Origin of the sequence: Nocardia panacis, from assembly GCF_003598715.1 — a bacterium.
In the GTDB taxonomy this organism is placed as follows: domain Bacteria; phylum Actinomycetota; class Actinomycetes; order Mycobacteriales; family Mycobacteriaceae; genus Nocardia; species Nocardia panacis.
Genome location: NZ_QZFU01000016.1, coordinates 1,094,256 through 1,118,667, shown reverse-complemented (window position 1 = coordinate 1,118,667; position 24,412 = coordinate 1,094,256). Strand labels below are relative to the sequence as shown.

Genomic DNA, 24,412 nt, shown 5'->3' with positions numbered 1-24,412 from the left:
GAGGACGCGACATGATAGGGACCATGACGCAATCGGATGAGACGCCGGACTCCATCGTCGTGATCGGACCCGAGGGCAGGCCGTTGATCATCCCCGCGCAGGCGGTGTCGGACTCCCCCCTGAACGCACAGGTGCTGGGTGAAGGCGGCGGTGCGGAGAACAACGACGGTGCCGACAACCGCGACGACTCCGGCGAATCGCTGGCGGATATGGTCGAACAGCCCGCCAAGGTGATGCGCATCGGCACCATGATCAAACAGTTGCTCGAGGAGGTGCGGGCGGCCCCGCTCGACGACGCGAGCCGCACCAGGCTGCGCGAGATCCACAAATCCTCCATTCGCGAACTGGAACAGGGTCTCGCCCCGGAACTGCGCGATGAACTCGAGCGGCTGGCGCTGCCGTTCAGCGAGGACACCGTCCCCTCGGACGCGGAGCTGCGGATCGCGCAGGCCCAGCTGGTCGGCTGGTTGGAGGGCCTGTTCCACGGCATCCAGACCGCGCTGTTCGCCCAGCAGATGGCGGCGCGGGCACAGCTCGAGCAGATGCGGCAGGGCGCGCTCCCGCCCGGCATCCACGCCCACGATCCGCGAATACCGGGAAACCAGGGCTCGAGCGGGTCCGGCCAGTACCTCTGAGCGGGTTTCCGACGCGTCGCGGGTCGGCGTGTGCCACGCGGACCCGCGATGACGCGCAAGGGTAGTGTCGTGCACCGTGCCCGCCGCTGCCGCTCGCCCCGACTCGGTCTCCGACGCGAGTGCGGTGCGTCCTGAACACAGCCAAGTGCCTTCGGATGAGAGCCCAGTGCGTACAGAAGAGAATTCGGCAGCGGACAAGACCACCGAACAGGTCCCGGAGAAGGCGGCGTCGTCCCAGATCCATACGCCGACGGATGTGACCCCGCTCGCCTCGGATTCGCAGACCTTCACCCGCGCCTTCAAGGACTTCCGCGACGGCTTCGGTCAGCGCGAACTCTGGCTTTCCCTGGGCTGGCAGGACATCAAGCAGCGGTACCGGCGCTCGGTGCTCGGCCCGTTCTGGATCACCATCGCCACCGCGTTGCAGGCGACCGCCATGGGCCTGCTCTACGCGACGCTGTTCAATTCCTCGATCAAGGAATATCTGCCGTATGTGACGATCGGCCTGATCATCTGGAATGTCATCAATGCCAGCATTATCGAGGGGTCCGAGGTCTTCATCGCGAACGAGGGCCTGATCAAACAGTTGCCCTCGGCGCTGAGCGTGCACGTCTACCGGCTGGTGTGGCGACAATTCCTGTTCTTCGCGCACAATATTCTTATTTACCTGGTGCTGCTGGCGGGCTTCGGCGTGTGGGAGCATCTGCGCTGGTCGAGCCTGCTGGCCATCCCCGCCATCGTGCTGGTGTTCCTGAATTCCATGTGGGTCTCGATCGTGTTCGGCATATTCAGCACCCGCTACCGCGATATCGCCCCCATTCTGAGCAGCACCGCGCTGATGCTGTTCGTGCTCACGCCGGTCATGTGGAAAACCCAGGCGCTGCAAACGCAGATCAACGCGGGCAGCCGGGCGCACCTGGTCGAGATCGTGCCCACCTTCCACTACCTGGAGATTGTGCGCGCCCCGCTGCTCGGCGAGCCGTCGGCGCTGCGCCACTGGGTGATCGTGCTGGCCATTACCGCCGTCGGCTGGATCGTGGCTGTGTTCGCGATGCGGAAATACCGTTCGCGCGTGCCGTACTGGGTATAGGAGTCCGATGACAGACCGGGTCAGCATCGAAACCCGCGGCGCGTGGGTGGAATTCCCGATCTTCGACGCGAAATCGCGGTCGTTGAAGAAGGCGTTCCTCGGCAAGGCGGGCGGCGCGATCGGGCGCAACCAATCCGATGTGGTGGTGGTCGAGGCGCTGCGCGATATCAACCTCTCGCTGAAGGAGGGCGACCGGATCGGTCTGGTCGGCCACAATGGCGCGGGTAAATCCACCCTGCTGCGGCTGCTGTCGGGGATCTACGAACCCTCGCGCGGCAGCGCCCGCATTCGCGGCCGGGTCGCGCCGGTATTCGATCTCGGCGTCGGTATGGATCCGGAGATCTCCGGCTACGAGAACATCATCATCCGCGGGCTGTTCCTCGGACAGACGCGCAAGCAGATGGCGGCGAAGATCGACGAGATCGCCGAATTCACCGAGCTGGGCGAATATCTGTCCATGCCGCTGCGCACCTATTCCAACGGTATGCGGGTGCGGTTGGCCATGGGCGTGGTCACCTCGATCGATCCCGAGATCCTGCTGCTCGACGAGGGTATCGGCGCGGTCGACGCGGAATTCATGAAGAAGGCGCGACTTCGCCTGCAGGAGTTGGTCGCTCGATCCGGCATACTTGTCTTCGCCAGCCATTCCAACGAATTCCTCGCCCAACTCTGCGATTCCGCGCTGTGGATCGATCACGGGCAGATCCGTTCGCGCGGCGGCATCGAAGAAGTGGTGCGAGCCTACGAGGGTCCCGATGCGGGGAATCACGTCGCGACCGTACTGCGCGAAATGGAAGCCGAGCGCGCTGCCGCGGAGGGCAGCCAACGAGAACTGGAGCGGAACCAGGTATGAGCGAGCCGGCCGGGCAGGTCCCGATCGAGGCAGGGACCGATGTCCCGGTCGACTCAGCAGTTGATGCGGTGTCCGAAGGCGGCGCACCCGAGGATCTTCCCGGCGTCTCGCCCTTCGCCCCGGTCGACGCCGGGCCGGGCGCGCGGATCATCGCGGTGGTGGTCACCCACAAGCGCCGCGAACTGCTCGCCGAATCGCTGAAAACCGTCACCTCCCAGACCCGCCCGGTGGATCACCTGATCGTGGTCGACAACGCCAATGAGTCCGAGGTGGCGGATCTGGTGCGTGAGCAGCCGATCGAGGCCACCTACCTGGGGTCGGCGCACAATCTCGGCGGTGCGGGCGGATTCGCGCTCGGCATCCTGCACGCACTCACCCTCGGGGCCGATTGGATCTGGCTCGCCGATGACGACGGCCGTCCCGAAGGGACGGAGGTGCTGTCCATACTGCTGGATTGCGCCGCGCGGCACGGACTGCTCGAGGTCTCCCCCGTCGTCTGCGATATCGACAATCCGGACCGTCTGGCCTTCCCGCTGCGGCGCGGAGTGGTGTGGCGGCGGCTGCGCTCGGAACTGGGCGAGGAGGATTTCCTACCCGGTATCGCCTCGCTGTTCAATGGCGCGCTCGTCTCGGCCAGGGCGGTCGATCTGATCGGGGTGCCGGATCTGCGCCTGTTCGTGCGGGGTGACGAGGTCGAGGTGCATCGCCGCCTGGTCCGTTCGGGTCTGCCGTTCGGCACCTGTTTGCAGACCGCGTACCTGCATCCCAATGGTTCCGCCGAATTCAAGCCGATCCTCGGCGGCCGCATGCACACCCAATACCCGGACGATCCGGTGAAGCGCTACTTCACCTATCGCAATCGCGGCTATCTGATGTCGCAGCCGGGGATGCGGAAGCTGTTGCCGCAGGAGTGGATTCGCTTCTCCTGGTTCTTCCTGGTGACCCGACGGGATCCGGCGGGGCTGCGGGAGTGGTTCCATCTGCGCTCGCTGGGGCGCCATGAGCAGTTCGGAAAACCCGACGCCGATAAATAGGTTGCGGCCGGAATTCCCGGTCTGACAAAGTGTGGGAGTCGCTTCGAGCAAGGGTGAGGAGGTGTGGACCGTGACGAGGATTGTCTGCTTCGGCGTGCCTGGACGGGTCGCGCACATCTCCACTTCACACACCTCTCGCTGAGTCCGGGTCGGGCTCGGCGCTCGACGAAGGACTCTTCATGGTCGACTACGACCTGCTCATTCCCTACGGCTGGACCGAATCCGTCGCGGCAGACTACGAACCGCTGCTTCAGGCGAATCGACTGCCCGCGCGGGTGATTCGGATGGATCGCAGCGAATGCGATGTCGCCACCCCGAATGGGGTGCTGCGCGCCCGCTGCCCGCGTTCGGATTCCGATCTCGGCGGACTCTGCACCGGCGACTGGGTCGCCCTCGCCGCGGATCTCTCGGTGCGGGAGCTGCTGCCCCGACGCACCGCGATCGTGCGCGGCGCGTCCTCGGGGCGTTCGGACGGCCAGGTGCTGGCCGCCAATGTGGATATCGTGCTGATCTGCGCGCCCGCCGACGGCGATGTGGATCTCGGACGGATCGAGCGACTGTTGGCGCTGACTTGGGAGAGCGGCGCGCAACCGATCGTCGTGCTCACCAAAGTCGATGCCGCGCAATATGATTCGCTGGACGAGGCGCGGGCCGTCGCACCCGGCGCCACGGTCCTGGCGGTGAGCGCCGCCACCGGAATGGGCCTCGAAGCGCTCGCGGCCATACTCGACGGCACCGTCGCACTGCTCGGCGGCTCCGGTGCGGGGAAATCGACGCTGGCCAATGCCCTACTGGGACAGGAGGTCTTCGCCACCGGAGCTGTCCGCGCCTCGGACAAGAAGGGCAAGCACACCACCGTGCACCGCGAACTGCGGCCGCTGCCCACCGGCGGCGCCCTCATCGACACCCCCGGACTGCGCGGCATCGGCTTGCAGGACGCCACCGAGGGGATCGAACGCACCTTCAGCGATATCGAATCCCTCGCGCAGGACTGCCGATTCGGCGACTGCGCGCACGATGGCGAGCCGGGATGCGCGGTCCTGGCCGCCATCGCCACCGGGTCGCTGCCGCGGCGACGGCTCGACAGCTACCGCAAACTTGCCAAGGAGAACGCCTGGATGACAGCGCGCGTGGATCATCGGCTTCAAGCCGAGCGCAGGCGCGAATGGAAAGTCGTCACCAAGGCGAGCCGCAAGCAGTACCGCGAACGCGGCACCTATCGCACGTAGCACACACGCGGCCGACGCGGGGTACATTCGGCACGCACAATCGCCATCCGGGAGGGATAGATGAGTCAACCGGGCGGATTCCCGCCGCAGGACCCGGCGCACCCCGCCGCCGGGCCTACCCAGCAACCGCAGCCGTACGGTCAACCGCAACACGGCAATCCGTACGGCACCGGACCTCAGTATCCGCAATACGGTTCGGGCACACCGCAATTCAGCCAGTCCGGAGCGCATGCTCAGGTCGAACCCGCAGCCGCGCCGTATGGTCAGGCCGCAGGCCAATCCGGGGCGCACGCGCAGATCGAACCCGCTGCCACGCAGTACGGTCAACCGGCAGGCCAATTCGAGCCGGGCGCGCAGGTCGAGCCGGCTGCCACGCAGTATGGCCAAGCCGCAAGCCAATCCGGAGCGCACGCGCAGATCGAACCCGCTGCCACGCAGTATGGCCAAACCGCAAGCCAATCCGGGCCGGGCACGCAAATCGAACCGGCTGCCACGCCGTTTGGCCAAACCGCAGGCCAATTTGGGCCGGGCATGCAAATCGATCCGTCGGGAGCGCAGAACGGCTGGGCGGCGGCACAACCCGGCCAGTCGGGTGCGCACACCATCCAGCCTGCCGGACAGTTCGAACCATGGGCGAAGCAGGACGGTCAAGGGGCGAGTCCATTCGGTCAGCCGCCCTCGCACGCCGCCCAGAGCGGACAACCCGAATCGCAACCAGGGCAGTGGGCGTCACAGCCGGGGCAGTTGACCTCGCAGCCGGGGCAGTGGGCACCCGCACCGCAAGCCGCCGGGTTCGAGCAGGCCGCGCCGCAGTATGGCCAGGCTGCTGGGCAATTCGGTCAGCCTGCCCCGCAATACGGACCTGCGGATCAGTCCGGCGGGTTCGGTCAGGCGGGCTATGGTCAGCCGCAGCAGTTCGGACAGGCAGGCCAATTCGGTCAACAATTCGGCCAGCCGCCGCAGTTCGCACCTCCCGGTGCGCAATTCGGGCCGGGTGGCCAGCAGCCCGATCCACCGGGAATCACCGTGGACGCCTCCTTCTTTCCGCTGACGTTCATGCTCGCGCTGGTGAAGCCGAAGATTCGGATCAACGGTCATCCGGTGCCGGTGACGCGGTGGGGATCCACCCACATACCGGTCGGGCCGGGTGTGTACGACATTTGGGTCGCCACGCCGTGGATTTTCGATATGGGCGCCGCGGGGACGCGGGTGATGTTGCAGCCGGGACAGGCCGCGCGGATCTACTATCGCTCGCCCGCGCTGATCTTCCTCAACGGCGCGATCGGGCCGGAGCCGCAGAAGACGCCGGGCGCGGTCTTCATGTACATCATGTGGGCCGTGATCCTGCTGCTCGTCGTGCTGCCGATGCTGCTGACAGTCTTTATCTAGGTTCGAGAAGGGGCGTCGGATGCCGACGCCCCTTCCCTCGGTCGGTCGCCCTATGCAACTGGTTGCATATGACTCGGATTTACGCTTACCCTGCAAGGCGGGGAAGGTCGCGGGCACGCGGCACAGACGACAGGAGCGGTCGATGACGCATTCGGAAGCCAAACCGCTGGCCGGACGGACGATGATCATGTCGGGCGGCAGCCGGGGTATCGGATTGGAGATCGCCAGGCGCGCGGCGGCCGACGGGGCCAACATCACCCTCATCGCCAAAACCGATCAGCCGCATCCCAAACTGCCCGGCACCATTCACACCGCCGCCGCCGAACTCGAGGCGGCGGGCGGGCGGGTGCTGGCCTTCGTCGGCGACGTACGGGTGGATGATTCGGTGGCGGAGGCGGTGCGTCGGACCGTCGAACGCTTCGGCGGCATCGATATGGTCGTCAACAACGCGTCGGCCATCGACCTGTCCGGCACCGACGCACTGTCGATGAAGCGGTACGACCTGATGCAGGACATCAACTGCCGGGGCAGTTTCCTGCTGGCCAAACTGAGCCTGCCCGCGCTGCGCGAATCGGCGGCGGCGGGCCGCGATCCACATATCCTCACCCTGTCCCCTCCGCTCAATCTCGATCCCAAGTGGGCAGGCCAGTCGCTCGGATACACCATCGCCAAGTACGGAATGTCGCTCACCACACTGGGTTTGGCGGAGGAGCTGAAAGGCGACGGCATCGGCGTGAATTCGCTGTGGCCGCGCACCACCATCGCCACCGCCGCGGTGCGCAACCTGCTCGGCGGGGAGGAGATGGTCGCCACCTCCCGCACCCCCGATATCTACGCCGACGCCGCCTACCTGGTCCTGACCTCCCCGGCCAAGGAGACCACCGGCAACTTCTTCCTCGATGACGAGGTGCTGGCCGCGCACGGCATCACCGATCTCGACAAGTACCGCGTCGTTCCCGGCACCGGTCCGCTCACCACCGATCTGTTCCTCTAGGCCGCGACCCGGGGGCCGGACGCCGCGAATACCGCCCGGCCCCTTGGTATTTCGGCTCGCCTCAGTGCCGCGAATCCACGGGCGCGAACCCACCGCGATGGTAGGGTGAGCTTCTGCGCCGGGGGAGTTTCGACCTTGCGCACCATGATCGAGGGGGATACATGGCTGAAAAACTCTCGGTGGACCTCGCCAGTGTCAACGGATTCAGCCTGGATCTGCGGGATCTGGCCGCGAACTTCTCGAGCAACGGCTCGAACCAACTGTCCGGACTGCTACTTCCCCACGGGGCTTCGGGACTGGCGGCCACGCTGAATCCGGCACTGGAAAGACTCCACGGCACCCTGTCCTCGGCGCAGCAGCGCGATATCGACATCGTGAACAATCTCCTCACCGGCCTTTCCACCGTGGCGGACACCTATCGGGCAACGGATGACGCGAACGCGAATTCGCTCGCGGCGCAGACCGCCGCACTCCAGGGCAACGCCGAGATCTCCGGCGGATCCGCCCCGGCGGGCATCACCCGCTACAGCGGCTTGCAACTGCCCACACTGCCGACGGTCGAAGACGAACGATTCGTAATCCGCCAGGTCGTCACCTCGGCGATCGACCTGATCTCCGCCTACGACGACCCGTGGAGCCGAGTCATCGGCATCAAACCGGCAGCCGACTATCTGACCCAACTGGTCTCGGATTGGGAGGCGCTGCGAGCCATCGGCAAGCGGATCGGGTTTCTCGGCATCAACGACTTCGTCACCGCACAGAACCTCTCCGGCGGGACCGGTTGGCTGCGCGCCGTCTGGACCGGCAGTGCCGCAGAGAGTTTCGGATCCACCGCGGGCGGGCTCGCGCAATCCGTCGGTGCGCGCAGCAATGGTTTGGAGGCGGTCGCCAAGATTGTCGAAAAGGGTGGGGCGCTACTGGAACGGCTCGTCTACAATCAGGCGATCGGCATCAGCGGTGCCATCACGAAACCCATTGAAGCGCTCGGCTTCACCATGCCGTTGGGGGTTTGGGCGCTGCGACTCAAAGATCCCATGGACGGATCGGCCAAAGCACAGATCCAGTCGGCCGTCGACTCCCTGAGACAGACGGCGGAGTCCACGAAGACGGCGATCACCACCACCATCGACCAGATTTCCAAGGCACTCGACTATTCCCCCGGACAGGCGGCCCCGACCAACGGTGCGGCCGACTTCGAGATCCCGGCCAAGGTTGTGGTCGATATGGGCACCTTGCGCTATGGGTTCGGCAATAATGTGTGGTTCGAAAGCATAATCGGATCAATTACCTGAGAATACGAGATGAACAATTCGCATGTCCGGACTGCGCTCATCGATGGTGACCCTACGAAACATCGGCCAACCTTTCGGCGAAATGAATTCATCCTGGGCCGTTTGCACATTGGGCGACGACGACAGATCGGGTCCCGCGATCGGATTCACGAGTCCCGTAGCATACAGCTTTTCGAATACAGCCCTGAACCCGGATTTCTCCAGCATCACGCCGAGATCGGCAGTAGGGATCTCGATCGCGATCTGATACGCCGAACGCCGAACAATCTGCCGCCGTACCAGGAGCACCTTCCCGGTATCCGGAAGCGTCCATCCACCGTATTCGAATGCTTCCTGCACCAGCCCTGGCGTGGTCGACGTCTCGATATTGGGCTCGGCCACCCGATCAATCAGCTTCGAAAATACGATGATTGCCAACACCGACAGCGCGAGCACGCCGAGGATCACGACGATCAGCGGCCTCCACAGCCTGCTCACCGCGTCGACTCATCGGGTCGGATCGGCACGGGTGTCCTTGCGGTTTTCGGGGCCTTCCGCATTGATCGGGACATCGGTCGGCAGCGCTCCTTCGTAGTGTTTGGCGATCGATGATCCGTACTGATCGAATTCTCGAGCCAATCCGGCTGTGTGCAGCCCACCCATCCGACGGTCGGTGACCGTGATGCCGGCGATCTCGGTCGACTTGGTGCCATCCCAGTTGTAGCGATCGTGAAAATGGATCCGATAATCGACCGTGACGGTCGACTGCGCACCATTATCCCGATGATGAACGGCTACCGCGCCGCTTACGGCAATGTTCATCGAACCTACCGCCAGATACCAGTCGCGCTGACTCGATGAATCGAATGTCCAACCCACCCAGCCCGACTGAAACGGTATCGAATTCTCATAATTGTTCGCGGCTATCGCCGACCTCGAGATCTTCTGCACCCACTGCGTGACCGTATCTTCGGCGAACATCTTCAGTCGAGCATCATCGTTCATCATCTGATCCGGGTCGAGAATCAGATCCGTGCCGGTGTTGTCGAGATAATGGCGCAGGTGTCGTGCCGCATGCGTCCATCCGCCGGCATCCGCCGCGACCATGGCAGCGGTGGCCACCTCGGCGAACGCGATATCGTCGGCGCGGCTGTACCAGGGTTGCGAGCCGTGTGGAGCCTGTCCGTCGTTGTATGTCGGCGGTGTCGGCATACCCGGAATCGGTTGCGTCATAGGCATTCCCCTGATGAATACTCTCCCGCCGGAAATTTTACCGGAAGGGAGCAGTACCAGGCCGCGATTACGCGAAACCCCGCCCGGATTTGGACCGGGCGGGGTTTCGTCGCGAAAAGCGTTGCGTAACCGGCTTTTACTTGGCCGGCGGCACGAACGGCTGGTTGATGGTGGTGAAGTACTGGATTGCCGCGGCGATGGCCACCGGTGCGGTGATGACGAACTGCATGCCGATGCCGCCGATGGCGGCGACGGTGATCGCGCCGCCGATGCAGCCGATGACGGCGGCCGGGATGAACGGACCGAACAGGCCGACCAGGGTGGCGGCTGCGGCCGCGGTGCCGACGATGCCGCCCAGGACGCAGCCGACGGCCGCGCCGCCGATGGTGCCGACCAGGGTCGCCACGGTCGCGCCGAGGGAGATCTCGTCCTTCATGCGGTTCCAGGTGGACTGTTCCCGGTCGTACGGGGTCTTCCACGGGGCCTGATCCTCGAACGGCAGCGCGGCGGGCTTGTAGACGGCGTGCGCGATGTCGTACTGCGGGGTCAGGGTCGCGGTGTGGTCGGCGATATTCGCGGCGATGGGGAATTCGAAGTCGTTGACGCGGAAGGTGAGTGGCATACCGGCCATCACCTGACCCGCGGCGTTCTTGACCTTGAATACGCCATCCTCGACGACCATCGAGCCGACGTCGGTCTTGATGATGGACTGGGTGTCGGTGGTGCTGGCGGTGACGTTGACCGCGCCGTTGTCGGCGGCGGGTTCGGCGTGCACGGTTCCGGCGGTGACGCCGAGGGCCGCGATGAGCAGCGCGGAGGTGGCGGCAAACTTCTTGATGAGCATTTTGATGGTCCTCTATCAGGTGCGTTCAGCAGATGTAGGTGACCGATGACTGAATTCGCGAATCTTCAGCAACTCGGCCTGGCCGAAGAAGACCCCGCCCGGTATTGGCTGCCGGGCGGGGTCTTCCTGGCTCGCTGTTCAGTTGTGCGAGGTCCGATTGTGTGAGTTCTTTTGTGAATTCAGTTGTGCGACAAGCGCTTCTGACCTACTTGGCAGGCGCGACGAAGGGCTGGTTGATGGTGGTGAAGTACTGGATCGCGGCGGCGATGGCCACCGGCGCGGTGATCACGAAGTTCATGGCCAGACCGCCGATCGGGGCCGCGGTGGCCGCACCCGCGATGCAGCCCACGACGGCCACGGGGATGAACGGACCGAACAGGCCGATGATGGTGGCCGAAGCTGCGGTCGCACCGACGATACCGCCGAGCACGCAACCCACCGCGCCGCCACCGATGGTGCCGACGAGGGTGGCGATGGTCGCGCCGAGGGAGATCTCGTCCTTCATGCGGTTCCAGGCGGCCTGTTCCCGGTCGTACGGGGTCTTCCAGGGCGCCTGATCCTCGAACGGCAGCGCGACCGGCTTGTAGGTGGCGTGCGCGATGTCGTATTCGGGGGTGAGTGTGGCCGTCTTGCCGATGATTTGGGCGGCCATCGGGAATTCGAAGTCGTTGACCCGGAACGTCAGCGGCATGCCCGCCATGACCTGCCCATTGGCGGCCTTGACCTTGAACGTGCCGTCCTCGACGACCAGGGAGCCGGAGTCGGTGGTGATGACGGTCGAACCATTGGCGTCCGGATTGGAGACCGAGACTCCGACCTGATCGGCCTCGCGGGCCGGTGCCGCGTTGACGGCGCCCGCGCCGATGCCCATGGCGGCGATCAGCAGCGCCGACGTCGCGGCGAATTTCCTCATCAGCATTGTGTTGTGATTCCTCGATATGCAGCGTTCGAAGGGGACCACTGGATCGAAAGCCAGGGCAGCTAACGCATGGTGAACCGATTGTGACCTCCGGTTCGCATTCTGTTCATCCGCGCGACGCAGCGGTGCGCGAATTTTTCGAAACCCGCACGCGGCAGCGCTTTTCCGATATCGGATGCCTTTGTCGAGAATGTGACCTCCCCAGCATTGGGGAGGTTTATGAGATCAACATCACAGGATGATCACGGTTGCTGTCGCCCGCGTTTACCCCGATGCCGCGACCCGCGCGGGGGCCGGATCGACGTAAGGTCTTGGGGGTGCGACTGCTTGTCACCGGCGGGGCCGGATTCATCGGCGCGAATTTCGTGCGGCAGACCGTGGCCGAGCGCCCGGACACCACTGTCACCGTCCTGGACGCGCTGACCTACGCGGGCAATCGGGCCTCGCTCGATTCGGTGGCCGAGGGCATCGACTTCGTCCACGGCGATATCGCCGATCTGGATCTGGTGGATGAGCTCGTCAGCGGCGTGGACGCGGTGGTGCACTTCGCCGCCGAGTCGCACAATGACAATTCGCTGGCCGATCCGTGGCCGTTCCTGCAGACCAATATCATCGGCACCTACTCGCTGCTGCAGGCCGTGCGCCGCCACGAGGTGCGCTATCACCATGTGTCCACCGATGAGGTCTACGGCGATCTGACGCCGGAGGAACCCGCGTTCACCGAGTCCACCGCCTACAACCCGTCGAGCCCCTACTCGGCCACCAAGGCGGGCAGCGACATGCTGGTGCGGGCGTGGGCGCGGTCGTTCGGAGTGCGGGCCACCCTGTCGAATTGCAGTAACAACTACGGCCCCTATCAACATGTGGAGAAGTTCATTCCGCGCCAGATCACCAATCTGATCGACGGTGTGCGCCCCCGCCTCTACGGCGCGGGTCACCAGGTCCGCGACTGGATCCACGTGGCGGACCACAATCGCGCGGTCTGGGACATCCTGGAGCGCGGTCGCCTCGGCCGGACCTACCTGATCGGCGCGAATGGCGAGCTGGACAACAAGTCGGTGGTGCGGCTGCTGCTGGCGGCGTTCGACCGCGACCCGGACGACTTCGACCACGTCACCGATCGGCGCGGACACGATCAGCGCTACGCCATCGATGCCTCGCTGCTGCGCGAGGAATTGGGTTGGACGCCACGGTATTCGGATTTCCGCACCGGGCTGCTCGCCACCATCCAGTGGTATCGCGACAATGAATCCTGGTGGCGGCCGCGCAAAGCGGAGACCGAGCGGGCCTATGTCGCGTCGGGCGAGCAGACGCTGAATTCCACCGAGAAATAGGCGAATCCAGCAAATATTCGGCAATACTCAGTGTGTCGCCGAGTGATTCGCTAACTCAACCCCAGACCAGGTAGGTGTATTTCGCCAGCGCGGCCGCCAGCGCCAGCACCGAGGCCGCCACCAGGGTGAGCACCGCACCCCGCCCCGGCGCGCGGCCACCGGCATCGGTGAGCCGCAGCGGCATCCAGCGCAGCAGCACCGCGAACGCCAGGACCGCCAGCGGTACGAAGTAGCGCCCCTGCACGCCATCGATGAGGTAGTAGTTGACCGGGGTGAACGACATGTAGAGCGTCACGTAGATCATGGCGACGCTCGCCGCCAGCACCAGTGCCACGAGCAGCGTCCTGCGGAACGTGGCCGAGGCGGGATTCCACCGACCGGTGATGCCGATGCCGATCGCGAAGGCCAGCAGGCAGGCGATGATGGACAGTGCGGGCACATCGATGTAGGCGAAGCCGAGTTCTCCGAAGAACTGGGTGAACCAACGATTGTCGCGCAGCCAGACGCTGTTGAGGAAGGTGTGCAGGAAACGCGGCGGGTTGCGCAGGATTCCGCTCAACTGTTCGCCGGGATTGACCGAATACCACTGCTCCGGAGCCCGCATCCGGCCCATACCGTCTCCGGTCGGCGCGGCGATCTTCATCCAGACGGCGAAGAGGATCGCACCGATGCCCGCGAAAACCCAAGTGAGCCAACGCAACATGCCGGACAGACCCAGGCGGTCGGCGGGGACGAGCACCACCAGCATGGCCAACAGCACGTAGGTGGGCTTGCTGACCGGCAGCAGCACGGTCGCCGTCAACAGCGCCGCCGTCTCGACCGGGCGCAGGCGCACACCGAGGAACAGCGCCTTGATCAGCAAGGCGGAGAACATGATCGCGAGCGCGTTGGTCAGGGTGTCGGCGGTGACGGTGCCCGCCTGGAAGACGGCGATCGGCAATACCGCGACGGCGAACACCAACCACTGCACCCGGTGCGCGCGCAGCGCCCACAGTCCGAAGCCGACCACCGCCAAATACGCGGCCAGACCGGCGAATCGGGTGAGCAGCAGCAGCCCGCCGGTATCGACGCCGACCAACTCGCCCAACCGGATGCCGAGGGCGGCGGGGATATACGGGATGGGTGAATAGGCGGCGGTATTGGTGAACCAGACCCCCTGCTTCATTTCCTCGGAGACCGGGGCCGCGCCCAGCCGGTCGTAGGCGCCGGGATCGGAGACCATCGGATCCGGCTCGCCGAGATGGCGGTTGTAGTCCTGGAAGGCATAGCTCGTCAGGGCGTCCACGCTGCGCGGCAACTCGCCGCCGTAGGAGACGCCGCGATCATCGGGGATGCGCTGCGGCAGGAAGCCGCCGTGCGCCACCTGATAGGCCCGACCGAACTGGGTGATCTCGTCGTGACCCCAGAAGGCCGGGGTCAGCCAGGCGAACAGCGCACCGAAGACGGCTGCCACTATCGCGAATACCGCGGCGGCCGAACAGAATCGGGTGAATCCGCTCGACTTCTCCCTGGTGGCAGCGGTTTCGGGCACGGGCGTGCCCGCGGTCTCGGCGAGTTCGGTGCTCACCGGAGCGCCTCACCGAATCCGGCGTCACCACCGTTTCCGCCGACCCGCATCGGGCGCGACTCCTCGGCGCCCGCAGCGGTATACCGCAGATACACCAGGCGCGCCGCCTCGTGCCGCGAGCGGCGGATACCGTCGAGGATCAGGCCCGCCGTCCAGGCCAGGCTGCCGAGCAGCAGCAGGGTGAAGGCCAGGAACAGCGTCGGAAACCTCGGCACCGCATGGCTTCTGGTGAACTCGATGACGATCGGCACGGTGAGGATGATCGACACCAGCCAGCTCAGGGTCCCGAACAGGCCGTAGAACGCCACCGGCCGCTCGTGGCGGGCCAGCCCGATGATCAGCGCCAGAATCTTGAAACCGTCGTGGTACGTGCGCAGTTTGGACTCGCTGCCCGCCGGACGGTCCCGGAAACCCACCGGCACCGCCGTCTGCGGCACCCGCAGATGCAGCGAATGCACCGTCAGCTCGGTCTCGATCTCGAATTCGCGCGAGACCGCCGGGAAACTCTTGACGAACCGGCGCGAGAACACCCGGAAGCCGCTGAGCATATCCTCGACATTCTCGCCGAAAACCTGGCCGACGACGCCATTGAGCACCCGGTTGCCCGCCTCGTGGCCCGCGCGGTAGGCCGAGGCACCCTCGTCCTGCTCGCGCACGCCGAGCACATGATCGTAGGGACCTTCCAGCAGCGTCTTGATCATCAGCGGCGCGGCCGACGCCTCGTAGGTGTCGTCGCCGTCGATCATCAGATAGATATCGGCCTCGATATCGGCGAAGGCGCGGCGCACCACATTGCCTTTGCCCTTCGTATGCTCCTGGCGCACTATCGCGCCCGCCTCGCGCGCACGCTCGGCCGTGTCGTCGGTGCTGCGGTTGTCGTAGACGTAGACGACGATGCCCGGCACGGCGGCCTGCAGGTCGGCGACGACCTTGGCGACCGAGGCCGCCTCGTTGTGGCACGGCACGATGGCGGCGATGCGACTGCTGTGCGAGGGGTCCACCCTGCTCAATCCTCGAGGTCGGTGAATGTGGGATCACCGGGAGGGTACAGGTAGCCGGGGGCCGACGCGCACCCGGTTCGTCGGGTTCGCGTGGGGTACCGTCGGCCGGTGGCACTTTCGGAACAGCCGTCTTCGGAAGCGGAATCGGGCTCGCTACTGACGAAGGCGCGCACGGCCCTGCGCCGGGGCGGCGCGTTCCTGGTGGTCGGCGCAATCGGCTTCCTGGTCGACGCGGGCGCCTACAACCTGCTGGTGTTCTGGGGTGGTGCGGGCGTGCTGTACCGCGCGCCGCTGCCCGCCAAGATCATCGCCATCGCCGTGGCCACCGTCGTCACCTATTTCGGCAACAAATGGTGGACCTTCGCGCACAAGAAATCCGATAATCCCGGCCGCGAATACCTGCTCTACACGGTATTCAATGTGATCGCGATCGGACTGCAGCTGGGCTGTCTGGGCTTCTCGCGCTACGTGCTCGAACTGTCGACGCCCTTGTCGGACAATATCTCCGGCACCCTCATCGGCCAGATCGTCGCCGTGATCTTCCGCTACTGGGCCTACGACAAATTCGTCTTCGTCGGCAAATCCGCACCCGCCGGGGCGCCGATGCGGGAAAACGCGTGACGGACCCGGTCGGGGATCGCCGAGCGGGCGACCACCGGGCCGCATTGATATCCTCACCCCACCGCGAACAGCCTCCAACGGGCGCGTCTGCCCGACGGGGCACAATCAGGATTCAACGAGGGACTTCATGGACCAGTCGGCTACCCATGCCGTGAACACCGCCCCCGCCGCGCTGCGCGCCGAACATCGCGCACCCGACCGGATGGTGTTGCAGCGCGGCATCTTCGCAAGCCCCGCACCGAAGGTGAGCGAGGATCTGTACGCGGTGGTCGTCAAGGGGCGCGCCGAGCGGGAGCGGCACGCGCTGCGACTGGAGAAGAACGGCGCGGCGCACACCAATACCTATTTCGGTCGGTTCGCGGCCAGCTACTGGCAGCGCTGGACCACCGTCACCGAGGTCCGGGCCGGTATGGAGCTCGCGGTGGGGCGCGAGGCCCGCGTCCGGTTGGTGGCCTCCGATATCGCCGGACACCGCCGCATCATCGATACCGTGCGGGTCACCGCGAGCGGTCCGATCACCCTCACCGCACCCCTGGACCAATACGTCGACGGCGGCGCGCTGTGGCTCGAATTCGACGCGGTCGGCGGCGAACTCGGCATCTCCGAGCTGACCTGGACCACCGCGGCGCCCGAACTGGTGCGCCCGGTGGCGATCGCCATCTGCACCTTCAACCGGGCCGAGGACTGCGCGAACACGGTGGCCGCGCTGGCCTCCGACCCCACCGTGCTCGGCCTGATCGACGCGGTCTACGTCGTCGATCAGGGCACCGACCTCGTGCAGGATCAGCCCGTCTACCAGCGGACCGCGCCGTCCTTCGGCGATAAGCTGCGCTACCTGCGCCAGCCCAATCTCGGTGGCGCGGGCGGTTTCACCCGCGGACTCTACGAGGTATCCGCCGCCAACGAGCACGCCGACGTCATCCTGATGGACGACGACATCCTCTGCGAACCGGAGACCGTGCTGCGGCTCAACGCCTTCGCCAACCTCACCGTGGAACCGACGCTGGTCGGCGCGCAGATGCTGTTCCTGCTCAATCCCGACTACCTCAATGTCGGCGCGGAGGAGGTGCACCTCGACAAGCTCAAGCACGGGCAGCGGGTGCCCAAGGCGCTGCGCAACACCAGCATGCTCAAGCGCAATCAGGAGCGGCGCGTCGACGCGGGCTACAACGCCTGGTGGACCTGTCTGATCCCGGCCGAGGTGGTCGCCAAGATCGGGCTGCCGGTGCCCATCTTCTTCCAGTGGGACGACGTGGAATACGGGCTGCGCGCGCGCAAGGCCGGATTCGTCACGGTCACCCTGCCCAATGCGGCGGTCTGGCACGCCGATTTCTACTGGAAGGACTACGACGACTGGGCGCGCTACTTCAGCACCCGCAATTCGCTCATCGTCGGCGCGCTGCACACCGATCTCGACGGAAAGGCCGTCACCCGCAAGCTGTTCCGGGAGATCGCCGAACATCTCGTCGCCATGCAGTACGGGCTGGTGCACACGACGCTGCAAGGTATCGAGGATTTCCTGCAGGGGCCGAAGATCCTGCGCGACGGCGGCATCGCGGCGCTGGCGGCGGCGCGCGGTGCACGCGCCGACTATCCCGAGACGGTCAAACATCCGGCCGCGACCCCGCCGGTCGTCTCCGCCGATATCCACCTGTGCCGGGCGGGTGGCGAACCGAGCCGCACCACGCTGGTGCTCGTCAAACGCGCCATCGCCCAGTGGACCGGACGCACCAGGCACGGACTCGTCGGCATCACCCGTGAGGACGCGCACTGGTGGCATGTGTCGCTGTTCGACCACGTGGTGGTCACCGATGCCTCGCAGTCCGGTGTGCGGGTGCGTCGACGCGACAAGGCGCGCGCTCGACTGCTGCTGCTGCGCACGCTGCGGGTGCTGCGCCGCCTGCGCGATGAACTGCCCGCGCTCCAGCGGCAGTATCGCGCCGCCGTCCCCGAGCTGACCAGTCGCGCCAACTGGGAACGGCTCTACGGCATCGACTGAGTCATGCCGATTTACTGCGCTCACTGTCCGCGAGACATTCGCGCACGAAGCGGGTGACTCGGGCCAGGGCCGCGCGTCCTTCGGGGAGGTTGGGCATGATCGCCATGAAGGCGTGTACCTGACCGCGCCAGATCTCGAGAGCGTTCGGCACACCTGCCGCGTTCAAGCGTTCGGACATGAGTTCGCAGTCGTACCTGAGGATTTCATCCTCAGCGGCGATCATGAGCACCGGCGGCATGGCCGCGAGCGGCATATTCACCGGGGACAGATCCGGATCGAGGTGACCGTTCTCCTCCGCGCCCATACGCACCACGGCGGCCAGGGCCGACAGCGGGATGTACGGGTCGCGAGTCGCGTTCATGTAGTCGCGCTTGGCGGTGTAGTCCAGATCGAGCAGCGGGCTGAGGCCGACGATGCCCGCCGGGGCGGGGAGCCCGGCTTCGACGGCACGCAGGGCAGTGGCGAAGCTGAGGTAACCGCCCGCCGAATCTCCCGCGAAGACAATCCTTTTCGGATCGGTGCCGTGGCTGAGCAGCCAGCGGTACGCGGTGAGGCAATCGTCCACCGATTCGGGGATGCGACGATCGGGCAGTTGGCGGTAGTCCACATTCACCACGGGCAGTCCGGTGCGGCGCGCGAGGGCGGCCGCGATCGGGCGATGGGTGGCGAGTCCGCAGACGGCGAAGCCGCCGCCGTGCATATACAGCACCGCGCCGTGCCGCAGTGCTCGGCTCGCGCCCGAGGGGCGCAGGATCTCCAGGCGAATATCCTTCAGCGTTACCTGTTCCCGATCCACGCCGCGGGGTTGGGGGCGCAGTTCGGCCAAGCCGTCGATGACGGCCGCGCCGATCCGGATGGCGCCTTCGGTGATCGGCACTGCGCGCAATGCCGGACGCACCAAGTTCTGACACGCGGCCAACAGCACCCGAGCCGCAGCGGTCGGACCATCGGGATTCATCAGGGTGCCAACCGCGTTCGGTGCGGCCGATACGGTGTCGACCCCATTGAATTCGAGGATATTTCGAGCGTTCGCCACGGTATCGGGCACGGTGGAGTTGACCGCGTGCGGATCCACCGGCGGGCGCAGGCTGTGCGGCCCTGCAGGCGGGTGGCCCTGCGAATGTCGGAAGTGGTTGCCGTGCGGTGGCATTCGCCGCGCGTCGCCGGACTCGTCAACCCTGATCACTACCATCGGGCACCTACCTCACAGCTGGCGCGGACCCGACCAGGGGTAGCCCCGGACGAGGTCGGCGCTGACCTCCCACAGCGGGCTGTTCATCGAGAACAACACCGTCATCCCAGGACAGCATGCCGACTGTGACCTACGCAACAGAAATCTCCGCGCGCGGCCGACGGCAAACATTTCGTGATCGATCCGACGGCGAGTCGGAACCTCCTCGAGCCGGGTCGAGCCCGCACTGGCAGACTTCACGGATATGCGCGGAATCATCTTGGCGGGCGGCACCGGCTCCCGGTTGCACCCCATCACGCGCGGCGTCAGCAAACAACTGGTGCCGGTCTACGACAAGCCCATGGTCTATTACCCGCTGTGCACCCTGATGCTGGCCGGTATCACCGATATTCTCCTCATCACCACCCCCGAGGACGCGCCTGCCTTTCGACGGTTGCTCGGCGACGGATCCCGGTTCGGCCTGAATCTCGGCTATGTGGTGCAGCCGGAACCGGATGGTCTGGCCCGCGCGTTCGTGCTCGGCGCGGAGCACATCGGCGCGGACAGCGCGGCACTGGTCCTGGGCGACAATATCTTTCACGGTCCGCGCCTGGGCACCGGCCTGAATCGGTACGCCGATATCGACGGCGGCGCGGTCTTCGCCTACTGGGTGGCGAATCCGACGGCCTACGGTGTGGTCGAATTCGACGACGACCGTCGCGCCGTCTCCATCGAGGAGAAGCCCCGGCAGCCGCGGTCCAATTACGCTATCCCCGGTCTCTATTTCTATGACAACGACGTGGTGGAGATCGCGCGGGAGCTGCGACCCTCGGCGCGCGGTGAGTACGAGATCACCGATATCAATCGCGCGTATCTGGAACAGGGCAGGCTGCGGGTGGAGGTTTTGGCTCGCGGCACGGCTTGGCTGGACACCGGGACCTTCGACTCGCTGCTGGACGCCTCGAATTACGTGCGCACCATCGAGCAGCGGCAGGGTCTGAAGATCGGGGTGCCCGAGGAAGTGGCCTGGCGCATGGGATATATCGACGACGACGCGCTGAGCGCGCTCGCCGAACCGCAGGTGCGCTCCGGCTACGGCGCCTACCTGCTCGGTTTGCTCGACCGCGGACGCGACGGCTAGGACGGGACGGTAACGCATGGAGTTTCGGGAGATGTCGATCTCCGGCGCGTGGGTGATCACCCCGCGCCAGTTCCGCGACGAGCGCGGTCTGTTCGCCGAATCGTTCAAGGCGAGCGAATTCGAGCGGGCGACCGGACACCGCTTCGATCTGCGGCAGGTGAATGTGTCGGTGTCGGCGGCGGGAGTGCTGCGCGGCATCCATTACACGCTCACCCCGCCCGGTCAGGCGAAATACGTCTGCTGCGTGCGCGGCGCGTTCTTCGACGTGGTGGTGGATCTGCGTCCCGACTCCCCGACCTACGGCCGCTGGGAGGGTGTGCTGCTCGACGATGTCGATCGCCGCTCGATCTATCTGGCCGACGGCCTCGGCCATGCCCTTCTCTCCCTGGAGGACGGCTCCACCGTGCACTACCTGTGCTCGCTGGAGTACTCGCCCGAATTCGACCGGGATCTCGACGCTTTCGATCCGGGTCTGGCCATCGACTGGCCGACCGTCGGCCGGGACGGCCGTCGGCTGACCTATACGCGCTCGCCGAAAGATGCTGTCGCCCCGCCCTTTTCACGCCGAACGCCCCCGACCTCGGTAGAGGTCGAGGGCGTCGGACTGGTCGGCCGATAGAGGGGATTTATCAGCCGACGAGTTCGAGGGCCGGATCGGTCGCGGCCTGCTGCGACTTCTCCTGCCTGCGGAACTTCGGGACGAAGGCCAGCAGGGCGACCAGCGCGCCGACGATGGAGACGCCCGCCGCGAATTCCAGACCGGGACGGTAGGTGTCGAGCATGGCCCCCGGCGAGGTGTCGGTGTGGGCGCCCGAGGTGACGATGGCCGTGGTGACGGCCAGGACGATGGCCGCGCCGACCTGCATGGAGGTTTGCAGCACGCCTGCGGCCAGGCCCTGCTCGTCGTCCTCGATACCGCTGGTGGCCTGAATATTGATGGCGGGGAAGCCGATCCAGCCGATACCGATCAGCAGGACGGCGGGCAGCAGCATCGTCAGGTAGGACGGGGCGGTGTCGAGCCGGAGGAACATCAGGTAGCCGACGGCCATGACGACCATGGTGATGGCGATGATCGGGCCGGTGCCGAAGCGGTCGACCAGGCGGTCGGAGAAGAAGGCCGAACCCACCACCAGCAGACCGACCGGCAGCAGCGCCAGCGCCAGGTGCAGCGGCGACCAGCCGAGGGCGTCTTGGAAGTAGAGCGTGCTGATGAACTGCCAACTGAAGTAGGAACCGCCCACCGCGATGATGGCCAGGCTGGCCCGCACCAGTGAGGATTTGCGCAGGATGCCCAGCCGGACCAGCGGGTAGCGCACCCGCCGCTCGACCGCGAGGAATCCGACGAACAGTGCGATGACCAGCGCGAAGGAACCGAGGGTCCGGGCCGAGACCCAGCCCACCTGCGGTGCGGTGACGACCGTGTAGACCAGCAGCAGCATGCCCGCGGTGGACAGGATCGCGCCGAGGATATCGTGACCGCCCTCCTCGGCGGCTTCGTCGCGCGGGACCAGGAACAGGGCCGCGACCAGGGCCGCGAGGGCGATCGGCACCGGCAGCAGGAAGGTCCAGCGCCAGCCGACGCCCGTCATGAGACCGCCGAAGAGCAGGCCCATGGAGTAGCCGCCCGCACCGAACACGGTGTAGATGGACAGCGCCCGGTTGCGGGCCGGACCCTCGGCGAAATTGGTGGTGATGATGGACAGGCCGGTCGGCGCGGTGAAGGCGGCGGCCAGACCCTTGACGAAGCGGGTGAGGATGAGCAGCGGACCCGAGCTGACCAGGCCGCCGGCCAGCGAGGCGACGGCGAAGACGGCGAGTGCGATGAGGAAGACCTTGCGCCTGCCGAGCAGGTCGGCGGTGCGGCCGCCGAGCAGCAGCAGCCCGCCGTAGCCGAGGACGTAGCCGCTGACGAGCCACTGGAGGGTGGAGGTGGTGAGGCCGAGTTCGGTGCCGATGGACGGCAGCGCGACGCCGATCATCGAGACGTCGAGGCCGTCGAGGAACAGCACGATGCAGAGGGTGATCAGCATGCCCCAGAGCCGTGCGGACCACCTGGTGTGATCGGCGGCCGTGGCGGCCGAGAGCGTTGCCGGTGAAGTCATGCGGGAGACATTACATGCACGTGCATTAGATGCCAACACATAAAATGCGTTTGCATGGGCCTGTGGGCGCGACTAGGATGGGCCGCATGTCGAAGCCGTCAACGATTGACGCCGACCCGAACCGGATCGCGCCCGAACAGTTCAACTCCGAGCAGTTGAGTTCCGAACAGTTCACGCCCGAGCAGCCCGCACAGCACCGGATCGAGCCAGACGAGATCGAGTACAAACCGGCCACGTCCGAGGATCCCGCCCCGGCGCATGGCGAGCAGTCCGAACTCGTCACGCAATGGCGGGCCCTACTCGAACGACACGCGGTCCTCAGTTGCACCCTCGAGAAGGAACTGCAGGGCAAGCACCACCTGGGCCTGAGCGAATTCGAGACACTGGACCGCCTCGTCGACGCCGACTGCCACAACTACCGCATGAGCGATCTGGCCGGGGATATCTACCTGAGCCAGAGCGCGCTTTCCCGCGCTGTGGCCCGCCTGGAGCGCGACGGCCTGGTCGAGCGCAACATGTGCAGTGAGGACAGACGTGCCGTATTCGTCTGCGTCACCGAACGCGGTCGCCAAGTGTACGAGCAGGCGCTGCCCACCCATCGGGAAACACTCGACCGCTGCTGGTAGGGGGTGACGCGCTACTGGTAGGGGTTCGCCCCGTGCTCCGCGGCAGGACCTAACGCACCCGGCGCGCGGCCGCCTCGATGGCGGGTCCCGCATCCACCGCCGCGGCCCGGATATTCGCGAAAGCCGTTCGGTACCGGTCGATTTCCTGTTCCTTGTCCAGGTACACCGGCCCGGTGAACGCCTCGAGATACACCACCGGCGGCTCGCGCAACTCCCCCGCGCTGCGCTCCGGGAACTCCACCAGCACGAACGGACCGGAATCCATCCCGTCGTGATAGCCGGAATCGGCCGGTATCAACAGGATTCGCACATTCGGCAATTCGGTCAGCTCGCGCAGCCGCGTCAACTGACCCGAGAGCACCTCGGCCGGGCCGACCCGCCGCCACAACACCGGCTCGCTGATCACCACCGCGAACCGCAGCGGCTGGTCGGTGCGGGTGAGCTGTGCCTGCCTGGCCGCGCGCAATTCGATGCGCCGCGAGACCTCGTGCGCGGACAGTTCCGGGCGCGAGACCGCAAGCAGCGCACGGGTATACGCCTCGGTTTGCAATAGGCCGGGCACCAGTTCGTTCTCGTAGGTGGACAACTGCTGGGCGGCCTCCTCCAGCCCGATGTAGACCTCGAAACCCTCCGGGATGACATCGCTGTAGGCCGTCCACCAGCCGCGCGCCTTGGTCTCGCGGGCCAGCGCGGCCAGCGGCTCCACCAGATCCGTTGGCGCGCCGTAGATCTTGCACATCGCCTCGACATCGAGGCTGCGCAGCGAGGTTTGTCCGGTTTCGATGCGCCAGATCTTGGCCTCGGACCACTCGAGTTGCTGGGCGGCCATCCTGGTCGTCATGCGCGCGCGATTGCGCAGGTCGCGCAGGTGGCGACCGAGCTGCCGACGTGGCATCGTCGAACCCGTGATGCCTTGAGGTAAAGCCATGCTGCCCCCTTGTTTTTCATACCAACACTGCCGTGCCGCCGCGGGTCTCCCGTACCCGGCGGATGACCCCCGAAGTGGATATCCGAGATTCCGAAACGCATTGTTTCACAGTTCTTCCGCACCCGGTCACGATCCGCGACACGGGCAGGCCACTGACGCGCCCGCGCCGAAGTTGTTTCCCGCCCGGACTTTCCGGTTACCGGCTCACTTGCGCGGCCCCATTCCCGCGCTCCCCGCGCGCCCATCCCCCGGCAGTCGATCGGACTCTATTCCGCCGATCCCTGAGCCTCGGAAACAGGTCGCGGCGCCGCGCTCGCCCCCGCGGCCCATCGCACCCCGCCGACCGGGAATTCCGATATCACCGATGCACTAGCCTTGTCCATAGCCGATGTCTACCAAAATCCCTGCGAATGAGACGAATACAACACTCT

23 protein-coding genes are annotated in these 24,412 nt (G+C 65.9%); 14 read left to right on the top strand and 9 right to left on the bottom strand.

Annotated features, from left to right (window positions below):
- The first annotated feature begins 23 nt into the window (after nt 1-23).
- The 8 genes from D5S18_RS13280 (at nt 24) to D5S18_RS13240 (ending at nt 8,516) form a co-directional block, all read left to right on the top strand.
- Nucleotides 24-635, top strand: coding sequence for a bacterial proteasome activator family protein (locus D5S18_RS13280; protein WP_120040343.1), 612 nt, complete (start codon nt 24-26; stop codon nt 633-635).
- 166 nt (nt 636-801) lie between these two features.
- Nucleotides 802-1,725, top strand: coding sequence for a galactan export ABC transporter permease subunit Wzm/RfbD (wzm, locus tag D5S18_RS13275; RefSeq protein WP_439651112.1), 924 nt, complete (start codon nt 802-804; stop codon nt 1,723-1,725).
- Nucleotides 1,726-1,732: 7 nt separating this feature from the next.
- Nucleotides 1,733-2,578, top strand: a complete 846-nt coding sequence (gene wzt / locus D5S18_RS13270; RefSeq protein WP_120040341.1) for a galactan export ABC transporter ATP-binding subunit Wzt/RfbE — start codon at nt 1,733-1,735, stop codon at nt 2,576-2,578.
- Entirely contained in the window at nt 2,575-3,612 is a 1,038-nt protein-coding gene (gene glfT1 / locus D5S18_RS13265; protein WP_239003712.1) for a galactofuranosyltransferase GlfT1, read from the top strand. The genes wzt and glfT1 overlap by 4 nt, the downstream gene beginning before the upstream one ends.
- A 179-nt stretch (nt 3,613-3,791) precedes the next feature.
- Complete coding sequence (gene rsgA / locus D5S18_RS13260; RefSeq protein WP_120040338.1) at nt 3,792-4,841, top strand: ribosome small subunit-dependent GTPase A; 1,050 nt, start codon at nt 3,792-3,794, stop codon at nt 4,839-4,841.
- 60 nt (nt 4,842-4,901) lie between these two features.
- On the top strand, nt 4,902-6,230 hold the full coding sequence (locus tag D5S18_RS35670) for a hypothetical protein (protein WP_239003711.1): 1,329 nt from the start codon (nt 4,902-4,904) through the stop codon (nt 6,228-6,230).
- Between the two features lie 142 nt (nt 6,231-6,372).
- Nucleotides 6,373-7,224, top strand: coding sequence for an SDR family oxidoreductase (locus D5S18_RS13245; protein ID WP_120040334.1), 852 nt, complete (start codon nt 6,373-6,375; stop codon nt 7,222-7,224).
- A gap of 161 nt (nt 7,225-7,385) precedes the next feature.
- Entirely contained in the window at nt 7,386-8,516 is a 1,131-nt protein-coding gene (locus tag D5S18_RS13240; protein ID WP_120040332.1) for a hypothetical protein, read from the top strand.
- Here the strand turns inward: D5S18_RS13240 and D5S18_RS13235 are convergent.
- The 4 genes from D5S18_RS13235 to D5S18_RS13220 all read right to left on the bottom strand — a co-directional run bounded on the left by D5S18_RS13235 (nt 8,505) and on the right by D5S18_RS13220 (nt 11,491).
- A complete protein-coding gene (locus D5S18_RS13235) occupies nt 8,505-8,993 on the bottom strand; it encodes a hypothetical protein (RefSeq protein ID WP_120040329.1) in 489 nt (162 codons plus the stop codon). The genes D5S18_RS13240 and D5S18_RS13235 overlap by 12 nt on opposite strands.
- A 9-nt stretch (nt 8,994-9,002) precedes the next feature.
- Nucleotides 9,003-9,617: a hypothetical protein gene (locus D5S18_RS13230; protein WP_147403943.1), complete on the bottom strand. Its 615-nt coding sequence runs from the start codon at nt 9,615-9,617 to the stop codon at nt 9,003-9,005.
- A 247-nt stretch (nt 9,618-9,864) separates the two neighbouring features.
- Nucleotides 9,865-10,572: a DUF8020 domain-containing protein gene (locus tag D5S18_RS13225; RefSeq protein ID WP_120040325.1), complete on the bottom strand. Its 708-nt coding sequence runs from the start codon at nt 10,570-10,572 to the stop codon at nt 9,865-9,867.
- 205 nt (nt 10,573-10,777) lie between these two features.
- On the bottom strand, nt 10,778-11,491 hold the full coding sequence (locus tag D5S18_RS13220; RefSeq protein ID WP_120040323.1) for a DUF8020 domain-containing protein: 714 nt from the start codon (nt 11,489-11,491) through the stop codon (nt 10,778-10,780).
- A 317-nt stretch (nt 11,492-11,808) separates the two neighbouring features.
- On the opposite strand from D5S18_RS13220, the gene rfbB reads away from it, so the two are divergent.
- Nucleotides 11,809-12,825: a dTDP-glucose 4,6-dehydratase gene (gene rfbB, locus D5S18_RS13215; RefSeq protein WP_120040321.1), complete on the top strand. Its 1,017-nt coding sequence runs from the start codon at nt 11,809-11,811 to the stop codon at nt 12,823-12,825.
- Between the two features lie 55 nt (nt 12,826-12,880).
- On the opposite strand, the gene D5S18_RS13210 is transcribed toward rfbB, so the two are convergent.
- Together D5S18_RS13210 and D5S18_RS13205 are read right to left on the bottom strand one after the other, a co-directional pair.
- Nucleotides 12,881-14,392 carry a DUF2142 domain-containing protein gene (locus D5S18_RS13210; protein ID WP_120040320.1) on the bottom strand — a complete coding sequence of 504 codons (1,512 nt, stop codon included), beginning with the start codon at nt 14,390-14,392 and terminating at the stop codon, nt 12,881-12,883.
- The gene (locus D5S18_RS13205; RefSeq protein WP_120040318.1) at nt 14,389-15,393 is read right to left on the bottom strand and encodes a glycosyltransferase; all 1,005 of its coding nucleotides are present in this window, start codon (nt 15,391-15,393) and stop codon (nt 14,389-14,391) included. Before D5S18_RS13205 ends, D5S18_RS13210 begins: the two co-directional genes overlap by 4 nt.
- 108 nt (nt 15,394-15,501) lie before the next feature.
- On the opposite strand from D5S18_RS13205, the gene D5S18_RS13200 reads away from it, so the two are divergent.
- Nucleotides 15,502-16,014, top strand: a complete 513-nt coding sequence (locus tag D5S18_RS13200; RefSeq protein ID WP_239003710.1) for a GtrA family protein — start codon at nt 15,502-15,504, stop codon at nt 16,012-16,014.
- Between the two features lie 127 nt (nt 16,015-16,141).
- Nucleotides 16,142-18,013, top strand: a complete 1,872-nt coding sequence (locus D5S18_RS13195) for a glycosyltransferase (protein ID WP_120040316.1) — start codon at nt 16,142-16,144, stop codon at nt 18,011-18,013.
- 1 nt (nt 18,014) lies between these two features.
- Here D5S18_RS13195 and D5S18_RS13190 read toward each other — a convergent pair whose 3' ends face one another.
- Entirely contained in the window at nt 18,015-19,199 is a 1,185-nt protein-coding gene (locus tag D5S18_RS13190; RefSeq protein WP_239003709.1) for an alpha/beta hydrolase, read from the bottom strand.
- 250 nt (nt 19,200-19,449) lie between these two features.
- Here D5S18_RS13190 and rfbA point away from each other — a divergent pair, with 250 nt between their 5' ends.
- The gene (gene rfbA, locus D5S18_RS13185; protein WP_120040314.1) at nt 19,450-20,325 is read left to right on the top strand and encodes a glucose-1-phosphate thymidylyltransferase RfbA; all 876 of its coding nucleotides are present in this window, start codon (nt 19,450-19,452) and stop codon (nt 20,323-20,325) included.
- Between the two features lie 16 nt (nt 20,326-20,341).
- Complete coding sequence (locus D5S18_RS13180; RefSeq protein WP_120040312.1) at nt 20,342-20,944, top strand: dTDP-4-dehydrorhamnose 3,5-epimerase family protein; 603 nt, start codon at nt 20,342-20,344, stop codon at nt 20,942-20,944.
- A gap of 10 nt (nt 20,945-20,954) precedes the next feature.
- Here the strand turns inward: D5S18_RS13180 and D5S18_RS13175 are convergent, their stop codons facing one another.
- Nucleotides 20,955-22,427 carry an MFS transporter gene (locus D5S18_RS13175; RefSeq protein WP_120040310.1) on the bottom strand — a complete coding sequence of 491 codons (1,473 nt, stop codon included), beginning with the start codon at nt 22,425-22,427 and terminating at the stop codon, nt 20,955-20,957.
- Between the two features lie 215 nt (nt 22,428-22,642).
- Between D5S18_RS13175 and D5S18_RS13170 the strand changes: the two genes are divergently transcribed.
- On the top strand, nt 22,643-23,053 hold the full coding sequence (locus D5S18_RS13170; RefSeq protein ID WP_239003743.1) for a MarR family winged helix-turn-helix transcriptional regulator: 411 nt from the start codon (nt 22,643-22,645) through the stop codon (nt 23,051-23,053).
- Between the two features lie 49 nt (nt 23,054-23,102).
- On the opposite strand, the gene D5S18_RS13165 is transcribed toward D5S18_RS13170, so the two are convergent.
- Nucleotides 23,103-23,948: a helix-turn-helix domain-containing protein gene (locus D5S18_RS13165; protein ID WP_239003708.1), complete on the bottom strand. Its 846-nt coding sequence runs from the start codon at nt 23,946-23,948 to the stop codon at nt 23,103-23,105.
- Between the last annotated feature and the right edge of the window lie 464 nt (nt 23,949-24,412).

Excerpts from the sequence above, each read along its gene's own strand:
- D5S18_RS13280 (WP_120040343.1), top strand. The coding sequence starts at position 24 with ATGACGCAATCGGATGAGACGCCGGACTCCATCGTCGTGATCGGACCC.
- wzt (WP_120040341.1), top strand. The coding sequence starts at position 1,733 with ATGACAGACCGGGTCAGCATCGAAACCCGCGGCGCGTGGGTGGAATTC.
- glfT1 (WP_239003712.1), top strand. The coding sequence starts at position 2,575 with ATGAGCGAGCCGGCCGGGCAGGTCCCGATCGAGGCAGGGACCGATGTC.
- rsgA (WP_120040338.1), top strand. The coding sequence starts at position 3,792 with ATGGTCGACTACGACCTGCTCATTCCCTACGGCTGGACCGAATCCGTC.
- D5S18_RS35670 (WP_239003711.1), top strand. The coding sequence starts at position 4,902 with ATGAGTCAACCGGGCGGATTCCCGCCGCAGGACCCGGCGCACCCCGCC.
- D5S18_RS13245 (WP_120040334.1), top strand. The coding sequence starts at position 6,373 with ATGACGCATTCGGAAGCCAAACCGCTGGCCGGACGGACGATGATCATG.
- D5S18_RS13240 (WP_120040332.1), top strand. The coding sequence starts at position 7,386 with ATGGCTGAAAAACTCTCGGTGGACCTCGCCAGTGTCAACGGATTCAGC.
- D5S18_RS13225 (WP_120040325.1), bottom strand. The coding sequence starts at position 10,572 with ATGCTCATCAAGAAGTTTGCCGCCACCTCCGCGCTGCTCATCGCGGCC.
- D5S18_RS13220 (WP_120040323.1), bottom strand. The coding sequence starts at position 11,491 with ATGCTGATGAGGAAATTCGCCGCGACGTCGGCGCTGCTGATCGCCGCC.
- D5S18_RS13195 (WP_120040316.1), top strand. The coding sequence starts at position 16,142 with ATGGACCAGTCGGCTACCCATGCCGTGAACACCGCCCCCGCCGCGCTG.
- rfbA (WP_120040314.1), top strand. The coding sequence starts at position 19,450 with ATGCGCGGAATCATCTTGGCGGGCGGCACCGGCTCCCGGTTGCACCCC.
- D5S18_RS13180 (WP_120040312.1), top strand. The coding sequence starts at position 20,342 with ATGGAGTTTCGGGAGATGTCGATCTCCGGCGCGTGGGTGATCACCCCG.
- D5S18_RS13175 (WP_120040310.1), bottom strand. The coding sequence starts at position 22,427 with ATGACTTCACCGGCAACGCTCTCGGCCGCCACGGCCGCCGATCACACC.
- D5S18_RS13165 (WP_239003708.1), bottom strand. The coding sequence starts at position 23,948 with ATGCCACGTCGGCAGCTCGGTCGCCACCTGCGCGACCTGCGCAATCGC.